Origin of the sequence: Cryomorpha ignava (genome assembly GCF_010686655.1) — a bacterium.
GTDB lineage: Bacteria > Bacteroidota > Bacteroidia > Flavobacteriales_D > Cryomorphaceae > Cryomorpha > Cryomorpha ignava.
In genome coordinates this window covers 88,191-110,790 of the sequence record NZ_JAAGVY010000012.1, presented here as the reverse complement: position 1 = coordinate 110,790, position 22,600 = coordinate 88,191, and the positions used below count along the sequence as shown (strand labels likewise).

The window sequence follows — 22,600 nt, the reverse complement described above, 5'->3', positions numbered from 1 at the left end:
TTAATTTTTCTACTTCCCATTTGAAAGTGGCGATTTTAGACGTAGGTTTGTTTAGACTGAATTTTAGATATTGCATTCTTCATAAAAAAGACTATTTAAAATTCCTTTTTTAACGATTCACTAACCAACCGTCACGATGTATTTCAAATCTATTTTTTCAACCACCTTTGTCGTTTTATTAAGTTCATTTACTCACGGTCAGGTTATGGAATCGCTTCCGGGACCTATTGTTGTTTGTCCGCCAGGTGAGTTTGCCGGACTTCATCGCACCCATGCTCCGCAGGCCATTCTCGACAAAATGAATTCGCGGGATGCTGATGATCCATGTGCCACTTTCGTTGTAACTTACGTAGATTTTCCCCCGGCAGCAGAAGCAGCCTTTCAAGAAGCTGTTGATATCTGGTCATACAGCATCAGCAGTCCGGTTACAATCAAAATATACGCTGAATGGAGCAATTTGGGACCAGGGATTTTGGGGAGTGCCGGCCCTGCACTAATATTCAAAGATTTTGCCAATGCACCCGACGGTAGTTATTACGCCAGCGCACTTGCAGATCAGATTGCCGGAACCGACATATCGCCACTAACTCCGGATATTTTAGCGAGTTTCAACTCAAATTTTAGTTGGTATTTTGGCACAGATGGCAACAATCCTTTTAATCAGTACGATTTGGTATCTGTTGTGCTTCACGAAATTGGTCATGGGCTTGGATTTTCATCAACGGCTGCATTAGACCAAGGTACAGGAGATGGCGATTTTGGCCTCGGCACTGCCGACGTAAATTATGCTTTCGATGAGTATCTATTGCTCGGTATAAACGGTGTTGCGCTTACTTCTCTCGAAGAAGGGCTTGTTCTGGCAAATGCCTTTGAAAGCAATAATGTGTTTTGCAATTCACCTACGGCAATTATTGCCAATAGCAACAATCAGCCAAAAATATATGCGCCTTTAAGCTGGAATTCAGGTTCTTCCATTTCTCACTGGGATGAAAATACTTTTAGTACCGGATCTATAAATAGTTTAATGACTCCTCAAATAGCCAATGGAGAATCTATACACGATCCCGGCCCGATAACGTTGGGTCTTTTTGAAGATATGGGCTGGGTGATATGTGGTACAATCGCAAACCCACCCTGTTTAGATTGGATAGATCCTTCTCCTACCGCAGGCTATACAAATTTTAATACTCTTTTTGGCGGTGCACCCTGCGACGATGGTTCTGGATGCCCATTTAATGAAATTACAACTTTCGAAGTGAATGCTGCAGAAGCTTATGAAGTGGAGAATTTTCAAGAAAATGGCGTTTATACTTTTAGCATTTGCAATGGCCCCGGTGCCGGTAGTTGGATTCCGGAGTTTACCATTATTGCTCCTAGCGGAGCGGTAGATGCTTTTGGGGCCGGCACTGGTTGTGCTATTTCATGGATGGCCTCAGAATCTGGCACTTATTTAATTGTAATCAATGAAGCAGGTCAATGCGGAATAGCCAATTCTACCGGCAATGGTTACCCGGCGCTTACGTGCGAAGATGGAACGGCTGATTGCGATCCAATAACCTGCCTTGCGCAGTCATTAATTCTCACGGGTGATTCTGCTATCTGTCCTGATCAATCTAGTACGGTTGCGCTTTCTTCGCCACATATTATTCCTCCGGGCGGAGGTAGAGGTATCTATTTTGAAAGTGCAACTTCACTTTCGGGAATTTATTTAAGCGGAGTGGCTGCTACTTATTCATTTAACAATGATCTCAACGGTTTGCTTTCCGCAAATGGCTATACGCCTTTTTTGGGCGAGTATTCGCTTACAGCCTATGTATATACCAATGCTTCAAATCCCACAAACTCCATTTGTTCGTTTGCTGAAAGCGCTTTGAACGTTAATTTTCTTGATGAAAATGATCCACAATGTTTACCTACTACTTCCGTAAATGGGAATGTAGTGTGGAATCAAAATTGCGGAGAGCGTGCAATCGTAGTTTCGTTTTATCAGCCCGGAACTTCTGTTCTCAATTTGCAATTTTCGGGAATGATGAATGATGCCGGCAATTTTACTGTTCCCGATCTTGATTTGGGAAGCTATGATGCGTTAATCAAAGTAGAAGGATTGCTTGCAAAAATCATAAATGATTTTGAGGTTTCAGCCGGCGGAGATGAATTGATGCTTTCCGGCTTAATAAGAGGTGATATCAATAATAACAACTCCATAAATATTGTAGATTTATCGATATTGAATGCCTCTTATGGCTTTTCGTCAGCCAGCCCGAATTACAATCATTTAGCCGATTTGAATTGCGATGGAGCAGTAAACATTGTTGATATATCTATTTTAAATGTTGGTTTTGGAATGGTGGGAGCTGTTGCAGGCAACTGACAGCATTTCTGATAAGGTATTCTTATATTTCTTAGTCATTTGTTCTTCTTCTCATCCTCTGTTAGGAGGCCAAATAGCTATGAGCGCATACTAAATTTCCTTTTCCTTTCATTTTAAATCTTTTCGCTGTAAATTGCATTGCCAATCAGGCACTTATCAAACCAATAAAATTGATGTTTAAAATTAAATTAACCCTGTTTGTCGCAATATTTTCTGCACTTTCTGTATTTCCTCAATCTGTTATTTGGAAAGATATTTCAGAACCGCAAAATAGTAGAAGTTCAATCCATCTAAAAAAGTATCGAGCAGTATCGGTTGATTTTGAAGCGTTAAAAGCCGAGCTTTTACAGGCTCCTGATGAAAGAGATGTTGCGCTTAAATCATCAGAATTTACAATTTCATTGCCCAATCCGGATGGTGATTTTTTGACTTTCACACTTGTTGAATCTTCTGTGATGTCATCCGAATTACAAGAGCGCTATCCGAATATCCGCACTTTTTCGGGTCAGGGTACAGGTAGCTATAAAAGCGCTTCGATCAAAGTTGATTTTACATTGAAAGGCTTTCATGCACAGGTCTTGATTTCGGGCAAGTCATACTATATCGATCCCTGGTCTGATGCTGATTTAAATACTTATTTGGTTTATACCCGCGAGTCGTTTTACGATTCAAATACTGAAAGTATTTTTTCTTGTGAAGTATTCGGCGAAAGCCTGCTCAAGAAGCCAGTTCCTAGCGGAATTAGGGAAGATGAGCGCATTAGAAAAGAGCGTACTATTCTTGATAAATCAGCAGGCCAAGCTTCAGGTCGGGCAACAAACGGTACGCAATTGCGCACCTACAGGCTCGCGCTTGCCTGCACTGGCGAATACGCCCAATTTCATGGGGGTACAATTCCACTGGTTATGTCGGCTTTTACCACAAGTATGAACAGGGTAAACGGTGTTTTCGAACGCGATGTGAGCCTGCGCATGGTTATGGTAGCTAATACCGATGACTTAATTTATTTAAATGGTAACACTGATCCATACACCAATGGGAATGGAAGTGCCATGCTCAGTCAGAATCAATCTACCTGCAACAGTGTAATCGGGTCTGCTAATTACGATATCGGTCACGTTTTTAGCACTGGTGGCGGAGGGGTGGCGTACCTCAACGCTCCCTGCGGATCTAATAAAGCAGGAGGCGTAACAGGCAGAGGTGTTCCCGTAGGCGACCCTTTTGATATTGACTATGTGGCTCATGAAATGGGGCATCAATTCGGTGCGAATCACACCCAGAATAATCCGTGCAACCGCTCTTTCGGTGCAGCCTTTGAACCTGGATCAGCTTCTACCATTATGGGTTATGCCGGTATTTGTGCGCCAGATATTCAAAGTAATAGCGATGCCCACTTTCACAACCACAGTTATAATGAAATGGTGAATTTTACTGTGAATGGAAACGGAAATTCATGTCCTGTAACCTCTTCCACCGGCAATACTCCACCTTCTGTAACGGTTCCGGCAGGAGGGTTTTTTATACCAAAACAAACACCATTTGAACTTACCGGCACCGCTACAGATCCCGACGGTGATGTGCTAACTTATTGCTGGGAAGAATATGATTTGGGTCCAGCGACTGCCGGTGGTGATAACAATCTGACAAATCCATCTGGCAATGCCCCAATTTTTAGGTCGTGGCCGCCTATGGCGAGTGCCACAAGAGTTTTTCCGAGAATTTCAGATTTGGTTAATAATACAACGGTAATCGGCGAGCTTTTGCCCACTTATTCACGTGATTTGACTTTTAGATGTACTGTGCGTGACAATGCTGCCAATGGCGGAGGGGTAACAGATGCACAAGTTGCTTTTGAGGTTACAAATAGTGCCGGTCCATTTTTAGTGAATTCGCCAAATACAAATGTTTCATGGGTAGGAAATACGTCTAATACTGTGACCTGGAGTGTGGCCAACACCAATTTAGCTCCTGTAAATTGCAGCAACGTTGATATTTTTCTGTCTATTGATGGCGGCTATACATACCCGTTTACGCTGGCTACCAATACGGCTAATGACGGCTCGGCATCGGTTTTGGTTCCCAATGTTTCAACCGGTGATGCGCGAATTAAGGTTAAAGCTTCGAATAATATTTTCTTCGATATTTCAAATCAGGATTTCACCATTTCACTGGGAGCATCTAATGATTATGATGTGGCACTCCAAGCGATTCTTGAGCCATCGGGCGCTATTTGTACAAATGAGATCAGTCCTGTTATCACCTTTATCAATTTAGGAACTACCACCATTACAAGTGCTGAAATTTTATATGATCTAAATGGTGGATCTGCAGCGGTGTATAATTGGAGTGGCAGCCTCACAACCTTTCAGGAAGCGACGGTCAACCTACCAACAACAGTGGCGACTGATGGTGTAAATACTCTCAATATTACTATTCAAAACCCGAATAGTCAGCCAGATCAGGTTAGTTCAAATAACTCTGGTTTACAGATGTTTAACGTTAACGAGCTGGAAGGGCTGTTGCTGCCTGTAGTCAATAATTTTGAAGCCGGCTTTCCAGGGGTAGGCTGGTCAGTGGTCAATCCCGATAGCGATATAACGTGGGAAATTGAAGCGGTGAGTAATGATGTAAATTGCAATTCGAGCAATGCCGCCTCCATCAATTTTTACTCATATAACGAGTCGGGTGAGATCGACGATTTAGTATCGCCCTTGTTAGATTTAACCGGAAACCAACCGGAACTTACTTTTGATTATTCGTATGCACGATATAGCTCTACATTATTTGATAGATTAGAGGTTCAAGTAAAAGAAAGTTGTGAAACAGAATGGCAAACTGTTTGGGAAAAAGAAAATCTTCAATTGGCAACTGCGGGAACCCAAACATCTCCTTTTTCGCCTGGCTGCGGAGACTGGTCGTCAGAGAGCATTGATCTTTCAGCTTTTTCGGGATCTGTGATAGAAGTTCGCTTTCGCGGAACGACCGGATATGGAAATGATCTTTATTTGGACAACATCAATATTTTTTCAAATGCGGTGTTAGATTGTGCAGGTGTATCTAACGGAACAGCAAGCACTGACGAATGTGAAGTATGCTCTGGTGGAACAACTGGCTTAACACCAAATGCTTCTTGCACAGATTGCAACGGGGTAGTGAATGGCACGGCTTTTCTCGATAATTGTGAAACCTGCGTAGGCGGAAATACTGGTCTGGCAGCCTGCGTAGCCGATTGCAATGGAGACTTTGGCGGAACAGCCACCCAAGATGATTGTGGAGTCTGCGACAGCAATACTGCTAATGATAATACTACCTGTTTAGATTGCGCTGGTGTTGTAAACGGAACAGCAAGCATTGACGAATGTGAAGTATGCTCTGGCGGAACAACCGGCTTAACACCAAATGCTTCTTGCACAGATTGCAACGGGGTAGTGAATGGCACAGCTTTTCTCGATAATTGTGAAACCTGCGTAGGCGGAAATACCGGTCTGGCAGCCTGCGTAGCCGATTGCAATGGCGACTTTGGCGGAACAGCCACCCAAGATGATTGTGGAGTCTGCGACAGCAATACTGCTAATGATAATACTACCTGTTTAGATTGCGCTGGTGTTGTAAACGGAACAGCATCAATTGACGAATGTGAAGTATGCTCTGGCGGAACAACCGGTTTAGCTCCAAATGCTTCTTGCACAGATTGCAACGGGGTAGTGAATGGCACAGCTTTTCTCGATAATTGTGAAACCTGCGTAGGCGGAAATACTGGTCTGGCAGCCTGCGTAGCCGATTGCAATGGCGACTTTGGCGGAACAGCCACCCAAGATGATTGTGGAGTCTGCGACAGCAATCCGGCTAATGATAATACTACCTGTTTAGATTGCGCTGGTGTTGTAAACGGAACAGCTTCAATCGATGATTGTGGCGTTTGCTCTGGCGGAACAACCGGCTTAACACCAAATGCTTCGTGTGCTGATTGCGAAGGTATAATTAACGGAGATGCCCTACCTGGTACAATTTGCTACAATGGCACTACAGCTGGAACATATTCATCAGACTGCAATTGCGAACCATTTACCGCCGGTGCGGTAATTGGAAATGTAAACTGGAATATAAACTGTGGAAGTCGGAATGTTACAATTACTTTGGTTAATCTGGAATTCGCGGAATTAAATAATGTTATTATCACTACTATTGATGAAAATGGTCATTTTACTTTGGAAGAAGTACCGGCCGGCGCATATAATATACTCGTAAAAGTAGAAGGGTATCTTGCCAAGCTTTCAGCGGGCATTGTCGTGGCAGAAGGACAAAACTCGTTTAATACCGGAGCCATAATAGCAGGCGATGTAAATGGAAGTAACTCGATAAATATCTCGGATATATCTACAATTAGTGCCTCCTTCGGATCATTATCTACAGACGATGATTATAATTATTTGGCCGATTTTAATTGCGATGGTATTATTAACGTTGTTGATATATCTGTTTTAAATTTGAGCTTTGGAATGGTCGGGGATAGCGTGAATCCATAGAAAAGCAAGTAATAAGTGAATTGTATTTTTTGATTTTATGAAACAGATTGAGCCTGAAGCAAATAAATTATGCTGATGATTAATCATCAAATTTTAATGAATGAAAAGTGAGACTTTTTATCTTATTGAGCAGTCATGGAAAGAGGCTGCTCAAAATAAATCGCCTAAGAATGTATTTACAGAATCACAACTGATGCACCAGGTCATGGGCTTATTTAGTGCAGGAAGTTTTTTTTATACTGTATTTTCGCCAAACGAATTAGACGTGGAATTCTGCAGCCCTTCAGTAAAAAGCTGTCTCGGATATACCGTTGAAGAAATACAAACAGCGTTTTTCTGGTCATGCATTCATCCCAATGACCTAATGGGAATATTAGCATTTGAAAAAGAAAAGAGTTTGTTCTATAAAACGCTACCGACAAACAAAATTGCTAAATACAAAATCAGGTATAGTTTCCGCATGAAAAATTCTGCCGGAAAGTTTATCCGCATTCTATATCAATCACTTCCAATAGAAGTTGATAGTCAGGGGGCGGTTTTAAGAGTGCTTGCTGCATTTACAGATATCAACCATTTAAAGAAAGATGAAATTATGAATCTGTCTTATATAGGCTTGATGGGTGAGTCAGATTTTATAAATGTTAAAGAGTATTCGCCTAACCCAATTGAGAAAAATCCATTTTCAAAAAGAGAGATAGAAGTTTTAAATCTCATTTCAAGGAGTTTTTCAAATGGAGAAATTGCCGATCAATTAAATATTAGTAGTGTGACAGTGTCTAATCATCGAAAAAAAATGTTGCGAAAGACCAAGGCGGGCAGCACGCTTAACTTGGTTCTACGAGCAAGAGACAATGGATGGATTTGAATTAATTCTTAATTTTTATCGTAAGAAACCTTAATTTTAAAGAGATTTATAGCTGGTCTGACTATTAAATGATCTATTTAGATCATTGTCATTAACTATTCTTTGGTATATCTTGCCCTCCCAAATTTATCACTAACCCGGTAGATTTTTAAACCAATTAGTTTACAGATTGACTATGGATCGCAAGAGCTTACTAAATCCTTTTCTGAGCATTTCCAGCTCAGCATGCGCTCCTACTAATTCAAAAATTTCAGCTTTTATTATTCATCCAATACCTTTCTTAAGGGTTCGTGAGCCATTTTATTATGTCTCGCAGCCTCTACCATCTTTTTAATCATAAAAATTCAAACCATTAATCTTATGGAATCCAATTCGACTTTATTGAATTACAAAACAGGCACCACCCTGCAAAAGCTTTTTTCAATTCTCTTTCTATTTCGAAAACGAGATCTGCTTCTTGAAACATTGAAAAGTTTTAGTGCAAACTCTAAAACAAGCTTGCGCCTGTTTACCGGCGTCTTGTTAATGGCTGGAGGACTTGTGTCAATGAACGCGGTTGCACAAAATGTTGGTTTCTTTGAGACCTATGTTGTGCTCGATGACGGCAGTGGCAATGAATTTTATGATTCTGGCGCCACCACCGGAAATCCTGATTTTCAAGGAGCCAACCTCGGCGTATTCAGCTGTGGTTCATCAATGTATTTAGGTGGACAAGGAAAAACTTTCAAATGCAGTTCCTGCGACGTTACTGCCACGAGAATCTTTTGGCGCATTTGGTCGGGAAGCGCTTCAGGTACTTTTTCACCTGTGGAGTTTGGATTTGGATCAAATGATGCTGGTGCTTCATGTTCAGGTGGTCAAAACCAAACGTGGCAGGAACTAGGCGCAGGTAAGGTAGATGTGCTTGATGGACTTACACCCGGAAATTATTCTTTAGAAGTTTATTTCGAAGGAAACAGTTCTGGAGGTTGTACAGATCCATTCTACGACAGCAATTCTGGCAACAACTACATTGCTAGCTTCAGCATTGGCTCTGTTGTGAACACCTCAATCTCTAAAAGCTATTGCTCCATTCAGGCGGCCATCGATGACCCTGCTACACTCGATGGACATACCATCTCTGTATCGGCAGGTATTTACGATGAAGTGGTATCCATCAACAAGCAAATATCTTTGCTCGGCCCGAATTCAGCAATCAGCGCGGTTGATGGAACCAGAGTCTCAGAGGCTCGTTTACTTCAACGCATAAATATTAATGAAGTAGAGAACGTTACGGTGAGCGGCTTTGAATTCTTTGAAGTTACAACAACTACAACATGGACGATATACATTCAAGGCAACACTAATAACTTCACTTTTGAGAATAACCGTTTTATAGATATTGAAAGAGATGCCATCCGTTCAGGAATTACCTCAAGCACAGGGAATATTACAGTGACTGGTAACTTAATTGAGGGGATTACCGATACATTCGGAACGGGGATTCTTTTAGGAGGAATATACGGAACTTCTGTAATTTCTGATAACAAGATAGACCTAACTAACACAGGATATAGTGGGATACAAACCCCATCTGCAACTGGTTTGATCATCTCCGGAAACGAAATTGCAAATACAACAAATCAGGGTTTACAGCTCGCTGGAACTTGTGGGAATGTGGTTATCGAAAACAACAACATTTTCAATACAAATACGAGCGGTGGTGCTGACAAAGGAGCCATCAGACTGTACGGAACTACTTTTACCGGCCCGATTACTATAACCGGGAATATTCTAACTAGCTCTTTCAACGGAGTTGCGGTAAAGGATGGTGAAGATATTACCGGAAAAAATATTGTGGTTGAGAATAACGATTTGTCGGGCAATAGCAATGCTGCTATCTACAATGGAGCATCGGCGGGTACAATAGAGGCTCCATGCAATTGGTATGGTACGGCGGTTTCTGCTGATATTCCAGCCGAAATATCCGGGCAAGTGAATTACGTTCCTTACCTGAATAACGGTACTGACAATGCTCCGACAACAGCTGGCTTCCAACCAGTGCCAGGATCTTGTGAAGATCCGGTACGAGTGTATTCCGATGTGGCAGAAACCATGCTTGTAAGTAGCCATGCCACTATTCAGGCGGCCATCAACGAGGCGACTACATTAGACGGTTATGTTGTACGGGTAGATGCAGGTATTTACGATGAAGTGGTATCCATCAACAAGCAAATATCTTTGCTCGGCCCGAATTCAGCAATCAGCGCGGTTGATGGAACCAGAGTCTCAGAGGCTCGTTTACTTCAACGCATAAATATTATTGAAGAAGAGAACGTTACGGTGAGCGGCTTTGAATTCTTTGAAGTTACAACAACTACAACATGGACGATATACATTCAAGGCAACACAAATAACTTCACTTTTGAGAACAACCGTTTTATAGATATTGAAAGAGATGCCATCCGTTCAGGAATTACCTCAAGCACAGGGAATATTACGGTGACTGGTAACTTAATTGAGGGGATTACCGAATCCTTAGCTTCCGGATTTAATTTTGGAGGAATATACGGAACTTCTGTAATTTCTGATAATAAGATAGACTTGGCATACGGAGGAAACCCAACGGGATACGCTGGGATACAAACCCCATCTGCAACTGGTTTGATCATCTCCGGAAACGAAATTTCAAATACAACAAATCAGGGTTTACAGCTCGCTGGAACTTGTGGGAATGTGGTTATCGAAAACAACAACATTTTCAATACAAATACGAGCGGTGGTGCTGACAAAGGAGCCATCAGACTGTACGGAACTACGTTTACCGGTCCGATCACTATAACCGGGAATATTCTAACTAGCTCTTTCAACGGAGTTGCGGTAAAGGATGGTGAAGATATTACCGGAAAAAACATTGTGGTTGAGAATAACGATTTGTCGGGCAATAGCAATGCTGCTATCTACAATGGAGCATCGGCGGGTACAATAGAGGCTCCATGCAATTGGTATGGTACAGCAGTTTTTGCTGATATTCCAGCCGAAATATCCGGACAAGTGAATTATGTTCCTTACCTGAATAACGGTACTGACGACGCACCAGCAACTGGCGGCTTCCAACCGGTAGCCGGATCATGCGTAGGTCTCGTACGGGTCTATTCCGATCAGGCAGAAACCATGCTTGTAAGCATTCACACTACCATACAGGCCGCTGTTGATGAAGTGACTACCTTAGATGGCTACTTCCTTCGGGTGGATGCAGGAATCTACAATGAGTCAGTAATAGTAGATAAATCGCTTACTATTTTAGGGCCAAATTCTAATATTTCTCCAATTACCGGAACACGCGTTGCTGAAGCTATTTTAGTTAACACAGCTACTGGTCGTTCATTCTCGATTCGGAGTGGCAATACAGACGTAACCATTAGCGGATTCAAGTTTGATGGTGGTTCGCCAATTCATGATGCGCACTACATCAATAATCCCAGGACATCAGATGTAACATTTAGCAACAATTTGGTACTAAATTCTAATTTGATTTTTGCGGGAACCAATACCTCTTGGGCTGACGTTGTTATAAGTGATAATAAATTTCAGGATGTAAATGCTACTCCTACCACAAGTGCATTGTATCTCTTCAATACGAATTCTACAACGGTTACTGGCAACACATTTGTTAATGTAAATTATGCTGCAATACTTATAGATGGAACACCCACCGTTAATATTTCAGGAAACACTATAGACGGTACAGGAGCACAAGCCATTCAGCTGGCAGGTGTTATTGGAAGCACAACTATTGAAGACAACGATATCAATAATGCAAATTTTTCTGAAGGTGTTGATAAAGGCGCCATTCGTCTTTATGGATCTGGTTTTACAGGCGCTGTTTTAATTTCTGGAAACAGTATTACCGGAGGTCATAACGGAATCGCAGTTAAAAGCGGTGAGAACATTACAGGCAAAAACATCACCGTAACCGGAAATAGCATAACTAATCTGACGAGTGGTGTTGCTATTTATCATGGCGGTACGGGAACACTAAGCGCCACATGTAACTGGTATGGCACTACAGATGCTCAGGCCATCGACGATGCCGTAATTGGTAATGTAACCTATTTGCCAGTATTGCTTGATGGTACTGATAACAATCCTGGAGCCATTGGGTTTGATCCTGCCGGTGATTGTTCACAGCCACCATATGCATCGTTTATACTCACTCCCTCTACCACTTCTGTGGCAGAATGTACCGAATTTACTATCCTGGTATCTGTAGAAACTACAGGTCCGCTTAACTTGGCCGAAGCTCATTTCAACTTCGATCCGGCCGAGCTGGAAGTTATTAGCATAAATGCTCCTGGTGGTGGAACATTACCAAGTGCGCCGTTACAAACGACAGCCCAACCAGCCATAATTGACAATGTAAACGGAACATTCGGCTACGGTGCTACAACCACTGATCCAGCAGTTCCAAGTAGCGATTTTGACCTTTTTGAAGTTACGTTTAGGGCTTTGGGTTCTTCGGGATCAACCACTATTACTCATATTCTTACTGGTAATCCAAAATCTCTTATTGCATATAGCGGTTTTGTTGGAGGTATTGCTGTTTCGTTTGATCTTCTTGACGGTACAGATCCTGCTACGGTTAATCTTAGTCCGGATGTAACTGCCCCAAATGCAGTATGCCAAGATCTTACCCTCAATCTCGACGCAACTGGAAATGCTACAATTACCGCAAATGATATTGACAATGGCTCATCTGATGCCTGCGGAATTGCAACCTTAGTAGCAAGCCAAACAACCTTTGATTGTTCAGATATCGCTATATCAAGCGGATCACCATTGATCATAACCGGGATTATTGACGGTGATCTTTCAGGAGGGCTCCCGAAAGCAATCGAACTTTACGTAGTTGAAGACATTAATGACTTGAGTGATTTTGGAATTGGAAGTGCCAATAATGGCGGAGGATCCGATGGTGAAGAGTTGACCTTATCAGGCTCGGCTGTTGCGGGAACATATATTTACGTTGGTTCAGAATCTACTAAGTTCAATGATTTCTTTGGATTTGCTCCTGACTTTACGGATTCAGCCGTTGGAGTGAACGGTGACGATGCAATCGAACTATTTCAAAATGGTGTGGTGATTGACGTTTTTGGCGATATTAATACTGATGGAACAAATGAGGCATGGGAGTATAGCGACGGCTGGGCCTACCGCATAAACGAAACTGGGCCTGACGGCTCTACTTTTGTATCGGGCAATTGGACCTACAGTGGAGAAGGTGCCTTGGATGGAGAGACACAAAATTCGTCTGCTTCGACTCCTTTTCCGTTAAGAACATACAGTCCGGCTCCTGCCGCTGGTACGCAAGTTACACTTACTGTAACAGATATCAACGGAAACATTTCAACGTGTACAGCTAATGTAACAGTATTAGATAATATCGCCCCTTCTGCGATTTGTAATGATTTTACTGTTTCACTTGATGCTAGCGGCAATGCAACTATTACAGCTTCAGATATTGACAATAGTTCTTCTGACGCTTGTGGTATTGCCTCTATGGATATTGATAATTCTGCCTTTACTTGTGCTGATCTTGGCGAAAATACAGTAACACTTACTGTTACTGACGCGAATGGCAATTCATCTGCGTGTACTTCAACAGTAACAGTTATTGATGATATAAGTCCAGTTGTGAATTGTACAAACATTACAGCACAGCTTGATGCTTCTGGAAACGTTACGGTTTCTGCCAGTGATCTCGATGACGACATATCTGATAATTGTGGGTCTGTAAGCTTCGGTATTCTGGGTTGCCCCGGCGATCTTCTATTCGATCAGAATGTTACTCCTGAACTTATAAATGGTTCAGGTATTACCAATGGATCATTCACTATTGATAATGGTGATGGCATTGAACTTGGCCTTAGAGCGAAAGTTCGTTATCCAAGTCCACAAAATGTATTCAATAGCAACAACGATGGAAGTTATAGCCACGCAGTAGGTGCGTATGGAACCGGTAGTGTGCAATCAAGCTGGAATTTTGATTGGTCAATAAATACAGACCAAGCTGGAACATCTGGACTTCATCTCGATGAGCTTACCTACGAACTTGGGCTCGACTATGATCCAACAGATGGTGTTGATTTTGTAGTTTTCGATCCAATTAATATTCCGTATGCCGATCACGCTATTGGAACTAACGGCACTGGAAATGGTGGTGGAGCAATTGCTGCTGACCCAACTGAATATGCTTCTTTTATTGCTGCCAACAACGTAGCTCAAAACTCATGGCGACATAACTTCTTTGGTACCTTTGATGGAACTCAAGACGGTCGATACGAAGTATATCTAAAAGCATTCGATTCTAATGGAGAGGTAGTTGCTCAAACTGCTATTACAGTTATCGCCGGAAACGGGACAGGTAATGCTTACGCAGGATGCCTTATGCCATTAGACTCTATTGAATATGATTGTTCCAATGTTGGCACAAACAACGTGACACTATTAGCTTATGATGCTTCTGGAAATTCAAGCGCTTGTGCTGCCACAATTACAGTAGAAGATAATGTTGCTCCTGTTGCAGTATGCCAGGATATTGATGTATATGTTGATGCTAATGGCGATGCGAGTATTGTAGCTACTGATATTGATGGCGGTTCAACCGATAACTGTGGAATTGCATCTGTTACAGTTGATAGAACGAATTTTGATTGTAATGATATAAGTTCTCCAGTCGCTGCGCCAACATTTGCATTGGTTATTTCGGGACTTTTAGATGGCCCGTTGAGCGGTGGAACCCCTAAAGCCGTGGAGCTCTATGTCGCGCAAGATATTGCTGATCTTAGCATTTATGGTTTGGGGATAGCTTTTAATGGCGACCCTTCCATCAGTCAAAGCTTTGCTTTATCAGGATCTGCGAGCGCAGGTTCGTATCTCTACATCGCATCGGGAAATGCAGATTTCAATACCTTTTTTGGATTTAATCCTGATTTCACAAGTTCGGTAACTGCTTTCAACGGAGATGATGTGATCGCACTTTTCGAAAACGGGACAGTTATAGACACTTTTGGCGAACTCGGTACAGACGGAACCGGCGAAGCATGGGAATACTTAGACGGATGGGCTTACCGAATGAATGGTATAGCACCGAATGCTGGTGTTTTCAATGTCGCCAACTGGTCTTATAGTGGAATAAATGCTCTGGATGGTGAATCAACCAATGCAAGCGCAGCCACACCATTTCCAATAGAAGCGTACAGTTTTGGTGGAACTTCGGGAACCGATGTTATTTTAACAGTAACAGACGTCAACGGCAATTCATCAACTTGCAATGCCGCAGTAACTGTTTTAGACACGATAGCACCTGCTGCTGTTTGTCAAAACATCACCGTTCAATTAGATGGAAACGGACAAGCAATAATAACAACAGCGCAGATTGACGATAACTCAACTGATAATTGCACTATCTCTTCATTTAGCTTGAGCCAAACGACATTTGATTGTTCTCATGTTGGTTCTAATTCTGTAACGCTCACCGTCACAGATGCTTCCGGAAATTCAAGTACGTGCACAGCAACAGTAACCGTTGAAGACAATGTTGCTCCAACCGCGATTTGTCAGGACATTACAGTTCAACTAGATAGTTCTGGGGGTGCCAGCATTGGAGCGGGAGATATTGACAATGGCTCATCTGATGCCTGCGGAATTACATCTCTAAGTGTATCACAAGAAAACTTTACCTGTTCAGATGTAGGTTCTAATGCAGTAACTCTTACTGTTACAGATATAAATAATAACGTTTCAACTTGTACAGCAACAGTAACTGTTGAAGATAATATTGCTCCGGCAATAGTATGTGCTTCTGACGCAAGTCGTTTTGTTGATCAAGCAAACAATACTTATGAAGTGCAGGGCAATGAATTTGATGCTACGGCTTCGGATAACTGTTCGGTATCGACGATTACGCACAATGCAGCTTCGATTGCTGATGCGGTTGCCGGTGCAGATAATGTATCACTCGATGGTTGGCAACTTCCGGCAGGGGTAAATACAGTGACTTTTACAGCTTCTGATGCAAACGGCAACTCTGCAACTTGCGATGTAATAATAACAGTTGAAGAAAACACTCTTTCCGGAAATGTTGCAATAAATGCCGATTGCGCTCCTATTGACATGCGCATATTATTGTATGATGCAGGAACGCCTAATTTAGTTGGCACTTTCATAGCAACCATTGATGCCAATGGAGACTTTAGCGTTGCGCTTTCTGGTGTACTTCCTGGTACTTACGATGTGTTCTTTAAAGCAGAGCGTTACTTACAGCAAGGCTATTTAAATCAGACTATTAGCGGTTCGAATGTCTATGCCCTTACAGGTTTAATACCGGGCGATATATCTGGTGGATCTGATGTGTTTAACGACAATGTGATTAACTCACTCGACTTGTCCTTAATCGTTGGTAGTTACAATACGCAGCCGGGCGATGCAAATTACAATGAAAGATGCGATTTGAATTGTGATGGTCAGGTTGATGGTCTGGATTTATCGCTTTTGATCTTCTTTTATCTGGAAGTAGGTGATTCCAATTAACTAAAAAGCAACAACCATTTAATAATCAATAAAATGAAAATCATGAAAATCACATATAGAACTCAAATGATAATGATGCTGATTGCCATACTCGGAATTTCCGGGTATGCCACGGCACAATCGGCAGAGATGAAGTTTAATGCAAATGAGATCACCGTTCAGGAAGGCGATACATTTCATGTAAAAGTGCTTTTTAATACGAATGAAATGCCTGTATCAGTTTTTGATATTCATTTGCAATACGAAACAGAATACTTGCAGGTAATAGGTCTTGAATCACTAGATGAAGGGTTTTTCAGTTATCATGTTGTACCGAATTTCGATAACTCGCTTGGAAAAGTGGATATGGCTGCATTTCAAATCGGAAAGCAAACTCCATCGGGCAATTTTGAAGTAGTTCAAATCACATTTTTAGCACTTGCACCTACTGGGTTAACGAAAGTATACCACCCGATGGATGTGTTCCCTAAGTCATTGCTGGCCTATGGAGGTACAGATATACTGGAAAATGCTGACGACTTGAAAGTTACCATTACTGAAAGTGGCACAGTGGGAATTGATGATATAAATAAAGTTGAAGGAATGGATTTATCGGTATGGCCAAATCCAAGTTCTGATGTGGCATTTGTTTCATTTAGATTACAAGAGGCAAAACAAGTGGTGCTAAGTGTTTTTGACCTAAACGGCAAATTGATTAAAGAACTTTTTAATGGAAATGCTGCAACGGAAACAGAGTATAAATTTGAAGTAGAGGTAAGTGAATTAGCGAGTGGTTCTTACCAATGCGTGCTAAGAACAGGTGAAACATTATTTACAAAGGCGATAGTAGTTGCCCACTAATGAGGTGATTATAGTTTTAAGCTGAAATGACTTTAAGAACAGGAAAGATAATGAAAAAGGCTAGTAGTGAAACGACGGAATTAAAACCAGACCCAAGCGGGAAAAGGAAAAAAAATCAGATAAGCCAACTAATGGCTAGACCGATATTACTATTGGTTTTTATTCTAGGGTTTCTTTCATCTCAGGCTCAGGGACCATACCCTTTGGTAGATGTTTTGGGTGCACCTAATGTGGTGAATGTTAATTTGGGAGATGATTTTACCATCATCATACAACTAGATGCGCAAGATGCGTTTGTGACTGTGGCAGATATCTTTATGACCTTCGACCCTGCAAAGGTGCAAGTGAACAATACTGCGTACGCATCGGGAAGTTCATTGAATATCCAGACTTTCCCACCCGAACTTGACAATGTTAATGGTAATTGGGGGCGTGGAGGCTTTGGTTTTTCACCTGCTACTACTCTGTTCGATCAATTAATAATAGAGTGTACCGCGATAGGAGGAGGAAACTCTTTAATGGAGCATGTTACCATTGGAGTTAAACGAACCTTGCTGGCCTATGGGGGTGAAGATGTAACAGGAACTACAGAACCAATTCAAATTAATATTACTGGCTATGATTGTCCTGCATTAAGTGTGAACAATGGCGATCCTTGTCAGATAGGATCCGATATTGGTGAATACGTTAACTGCGACTGTGAAGTTTATGATTGTGCTGGTGTACCTGATGGAACTGCCACTTTAGATGATTGCGGTGTTTGCGACAGCGACCCAGCAAATGACAACACAACTTGCCTTGATTGTGCAGGGGTAGTAAATGGAACTGCCACTTTAGATGATTGTGGTGTCTGCGACAGCGACCCAGCAAATGACAACACTACTTGTCTTGATTGTGCTGGGGTAATAAATGGAACTTCTACTTTAGATGATTGTGGAGTCTGCGACAGCGATCCGGCTAATGATAATACAACGTGCCTTGATTGTGCAGGGGTAATAAATGGAACTTCTACTTTAGATGATTGCGGAGTTTGCGACAGCGATCCGGCTAATGATAATACAACGTGCCTTGATTGTGCAGGGGTAATAAATGGAACTTCTACTTTAGATGATTGCGGAGTTTGCGACAGCGACCCAGTAAATGACAACACAACTTGCCTTGACTGTGCAGGTGTAGTAAACGGAACAGCATCTATTGATGATTGCGGTGTTTGTTCAGGTGGCGATACAGGCGTAATACCAGACCAATCGTGTACAGATTGTGAAGGTGTTGTAAATGGAGGGGCTTTACCAGGTACTCCATGCGATATCGAAGGGATTGCTGGAGTGTACGGTTCGGATTGTTCTTGCTTAACACTTCCGGTTGGAAATATTGATGGAAGTGTAGATTGGAATGTAGACTGTGGCTCAAGAAGTATCACTATAGAGATTTATGGTGTTGATGAACCGCATCTAAATGAAACTTTCTACACCATGATTGATGCCAATGGTAATTTTACCAGTCCTGATTTCCTAACGGGTACTTACAATGTATTGATCAAAGTTGAAGGCTATTTGGCGAAAATGCTTCCAGCACAAGTTATTTCTTCAGGAGTGAATACCATCGATTTTGGACATATAATAGCAGGTGATCTAAATGAAAGTAATTCCGTGAATGTATTTGATGTTTCAACTATGAGCGCTGCTTTTGGATCTACAGAATCAAGCCCTAGTTTTAATTTTATTGCCGATTATAATTGTGATGGAAGTATCAATGTTATTGATGTTTCTATTTTGAATAGCGGTTTTGGAATGGTGGGAGATACGGTAAACCCATAAGCTATTTCAGGAATATCAGTTCGGTATTATCCGAATAGATTAATTTTAAGACCCAATTAATTGGCTTTGGCATAATTAATTGGGTCTTTTTTTATTATTGAATATCAAAATTTTATACAATTCACAGGTTGCTTTTATTTGGAGAAGGAGAATAACAAGGAGCAGAAAGCATATTACCCTATTTTATAACCACTCTTTGACTACCAGTGGTTATTTAAAGCATACCTGAATTGCCATAAATTGCGTGAAATTACCATGTGTCTGGTTTAAGCGATCACTGAGATAGCTCCATGTTATAGTTGCCGGGTAAGGTTTGCCATTAACTAAACTTCGCTTTTCGACTTAGCTCCTTAATATGTACCAGTTTGTCATGGCTTCGAAGCAGTTTTATGGATGATTTCAAGCCGAATATAAAATTAGAATTGGTAACTCTTTGGTCAGATACAGAGGCCAGACCTATAAAAGTCATTAAATTAATAGTGAATAGAGAACTCAATGAGAGGTCAGAAGTTCACTTTTTTGAGCTTGATAAGCTAATACAGAGTGCGAAGTCGGATCAAAACGGCAATGAAATAAATTTTGAGAGTCTCTTTCACAATCTTACAAAACGAGAGCAGGAGATACTAATTAGTGTTGCAAAGGGTGCTACATCTATAGAAATTTCCGAGGAGCTATACATTTCTGTAAATACGGTAAAGAATCACCGCAGAAATATCAAAACGAAATTGAATCTGATCGATACAATTGAGTATTCCAAATTTCTAAGATGGGTTTTTCTGAATATCAAGTGATCTCAGTCTCCCGTTGTTCTCTATTTTCAATACCACTCAGTTTAGAAAGTTAGTGCAACTGATTCGCTTTTTGCATTAAAGATCAACTGCATTAAATCCATCTTCATTTAAAAAATTCAGCAGGGGGCCGGCCTAGGTTCATAGACCGCGGAAGCTTGTTATGACAGTGTTGAATGCGAAAAATCATAATACCCGTAGAAGGTTATACGAAGTAAAATGATAGTTTGCATAGAAATCCTTAGGTAGTAAAATAGTCACAATATGACTACTTCTAGTTATTATATAACCAGAAAATATGTCTAATTTAGTGATAACCAAAAAACAACCGAAAATGAGAAGTATCCAACTTGAAAGAACCGATAAAAATTCTTATCAGTTTAATAGAATTTCCCCCTCACCCACCGGCCGGTTTGGTGTAGAAGCGGATGGTAATTCTGAAACCAACCAGTCTAATCTGATTGATGAGGCCTCTCATTTAAGCTTATTAAAAGGGCTGGAGCATGAAGCTATTGAATTGTCCTTTTCTTCCATCAGCGATGTCTCTATAGAATGTGTGAAGATCTACGATGACGCAGCTCGACTAATGGTGAAAGCTCTTTTGCTTTCTGTTTCAAATGTTATTGGCAAACGAAAGTTTTATTTAATTGGTTTAAAAGATCTAATTACTGGGTTCTCAAGAACAGATGAGATAGAGCTGCAAGAAAGCAAAGATGATTTCGAGAATCTTTATCACAATTTAAGCCTAAGAGAGCAGAGGGTATTGCACGAAGTTTCAAAAGGCAATACTTCTAATGAAATTGCTAGTAAACTATTTATCTCCACCAATACAGTAAAGAATCACAGAAAAAATATAAAAAAGAAACTGGATTTTAAAGAAAATCAAGATTATTCCAGATTTCTAAAATGGTCGTTAGAGTACTGTGATAAAGCGGTTTGAGTGATCAATTATTAGTCAGTTTTGCGCCATTTCTCATCATGGAGTCAATTTTCCTGTACCTTAGAGAGGTTTCCGGTATTTTCATATTGAGATCAACTTCAGTTTTGCTCTACCAATATTGAAATCGACCTAATTTCGCCGGAAATCTGAAGAGGATTTACAAATTTAATGCAATATTATGTCAAATTTAATCTACGATATTAAACGCGGATATCTTACCTGGAATGGTAGGTCTTACCGCGCGATCAGTGGGCCATTTAGGAATGGTACGCTTGAAACAGGAAAATATAGAATTGAAACCAAGAAAGTGGTTTCTAATATTTTGAATAAGGTCGGGTTTCAAAGTTCAGGATCTAATCAAGGGTGGTTTATTCCGCTGAGTCCGCTTTTTGATTCAAACAGATTTGGTTTGGGAATTCATCCAGATGGCGGCCAGAAAGGAACAGAAGGTTGCATAGGCATTCAAGGTCAGGCAGCAGAGATGTTTTGGAAAGCCTGGTTGACAGCATCGTTGAATAACCGACCTAATTATTTGGTGGTTGTGGAAGATGCAAAGGCTGAAGCGGTTACATAATAATGGATTTGAGTATTTATTCTTTTAAAACTAAAGATTATTAATCCGGGTTGAATTATGCCACGAGTTTCACTTTTTGATTTGAATGGTTCTAGGTTAGAACTTGCTTCGGATGGGTTTCAAATAAAGAGATGTCGTGTTAGATAGACGAACTACAGAGCCATCCGTTATGAGGGGCATGAATACTTTTACTAGAACGAACTAATTTAAGTCCCATGGCAGCTACCGTAGAAAGAGATTGGGCGACCCGCAATCCAGAGGGGATGTTTCACGAAGACCCAGGTCCGATGTATCTGCTTTATAACTTTGACATCGGCGGAGATCAACCCAAACCGAAACATCAAGAATTCATCGAGAGTACCGACTTTAGTGTGTTTCTAACCCAGCAACTGCATCGCGCTCGATGCATTGAAGTTATTGGAGTGGCAAGCGAGAGCGGCAGGCAGCGCACCAACCTTACCTTATCGGCTCGTAGGTCTGTGGAGGTGAGGCAAAGAATAATCAACCAAATAGAATCACTTCAGAGGCAAGGGCAGTTTGACCGCTTTGATAACGTTTTTTTAAACCGGATGGTCACAGCCTCCGCCCTGGGAGCCAACTCGGTGATCTTAAGGCGAGCTAGTGACCAAATGATTATTCCAGTAAACGAAGAAGGGGAAGGCTATGCTTTAAGCCGCGCCGTGTTGATCAGAGCCAACCCCGCTGGACGATTGACCCCCGCACAAGTGGAAATTATAGGGCGCGAATACATTCGGATGAAGTACCGCAGCCTAAGACTGCCCCGCGACTTCCGATTTAACGATTTGTGGACTCCCTCAACCACCGCCCTTCGAATGTTGGTGCCTGACCTTTACGTACGATTTAACACTTCTCCTCGCCGAAGTAGAGGTATGGGAGTGCCGGACGGTAGGCCCTGGGGGCAATACACTCCCAGTTACCGTGCCATGGAAGCGCTTTTTGGTTCGCGGGATATGCACACCCGGATGGGTAATAAATTCCAGAATATGATGTTTACACCATCAGATGTGCATCGAGCCATTGTTGAGGTGATGAAAGAAGCCGAAGCTGCCAAGAATGTTTTGCACGGCCTGGAGCGGGAATTGTACCAATGGGCGATGCGCAGTGGAGCAACCGGTGGAGGTAGTCTTGGACGAGAATCTCTCAGACATTACCAGCACTTCCGTGACGCGGTCTTTTTGCGGGAAGAGATTTGTCTGTTAAAGTTTAACGGATTTCGCCCAATCCATTTTAGTGGGGTCACTGACACTCAAGGGCGGTCCTCTCTCAGGTAAGCTTCATGGGTCGGAA

10 protein-coding genes are annotated in these 22,600 nt (G+C 41.6%); all 10 read left to right on the top strand.

Annotated elements, in window-relative coordinates:
- Nucleotides 1–136 precede the first annotated feature (136 nt).
- Complete coding sequence (locus G3O08_RS08740; protein WP_163284962.1) at nucleotides 137–2,371, top strand: dockerin type I domain-containing protein; 2,235 nt, start codon at nucleotides 137–139, stop codon at nucleotides 2,369–2,371.
- Between the two features lie 173 nt (nucleotides 2,372–2,544).
- Nucleotides 2,545–6,897, top strand: coding sequence for a reprolysin-like metallopeptidase (locus G3O08_RS08735; protein WP_163284960.1), 4,353 nt, complete (start codon nucleotides 2,545–2,547; stop codon nucleotides 6,895–6,897).
- A gap of 100 nt (nucleotides 6,898–6,997) precedes the next feature.
- Nucleotides 6,998–7,762 (top strand): LuxR C-terminal-related transcriptional regulator, encoded by a 765-nt coding sequence (locus tag G3O08_RS08730; protein ID WP_163284958.1) that lies wholly within the window; start codon nucleotides 6,998–7,000, stop codon nucleotides 7,760–7,762.
- A 360-nt stretch (nucleotides 7,763–8,122) separates the two neighbouring features.
- Complete coding sequence (locus G3O08_RS08725; RefSeq protein WP_163284956.1) at nucleotides 8,123–16,333, top strand: HYR domain-containing protein; 8,211 nt, start codon at nucleotides 8,123–8,125, stop codon at nucleotides 16,331–16,333.
- Between the two features lie 42 nt (nucleotides 16,334–16,375).
- Complete coding sequence (locus G3O08_RS08720; RefSeq protein WP_163284954.1) at nucleotides 16,376–17,173, top strand: T9SS type A sorting domain-containing protein; 798 nt, start codon at nucleotides 16,376–16,378, stop codon at nucleotides 17,171–17,173.
- Nucleotides 17,174–17,304: 131 nt separating this feature from the next.
- A complete protein-coding gene (locus tag G3O08_RS08715) occupies nucleotides 17,305–18,990 on the top strand; it encodes a dockerin type I domain-containing protein (RefSeq protein ID WP_163284952.1) in 1,686 nt (561 codons plus the stop codon).
- A 389-nt stretch (nucleotides 18,991–19,379) separates the two neighbouring features.
- Nucleotides 19,380–19,781 (top strand): response regulator transcription factor, encoded by a 402-nt coding sequence (locus G3O08_RS08710; protein ID WP_163284950.1) that lies wholly within the window; start codon nucleotides 19,380–19,382, stop codon nucleotides 19,779–19,781.
- Nucleotides 19,782–20,112: 331 nt separating this feature from the next.
- Entirely contained in the window at nucleotides 20,113–20,718 is a 606-nt protein-coding gene (locus G3O08_RS08705) for a helix-turn-helix domain-containing protein (RefSeq protein WP_163284948.1), read from the top strand.
- Between the two features lie 178 nt (nucleotides 20,719–20,896).
- Nucleotides 20,897–21,292, top strand: coding sequence for a murein L,D-transpeptidase (locus tag G3O08_RS08700; protein ID WP_163284946.1), 396 nt, complete (start codon nucleotides 20,897–20,899; stop codon nucleotides 21,290–21,292).
- Between the two features lie 215 nt (nucleotides 21,293–21,507).
- Nucleotides 21,508–22,584: a hypothetical protein gene (locus tag G3O08_RS08695; protein WP_163284944.1), complete on the top strand. Its 1,077-nt coding sequence runs from the start codon at nucleotides 21,508–21,510 to the stop codon at nucleotides 22,582–22,584.
- Nucleotides 22,585–22,600: the final 16 nt, after the last annotated feature.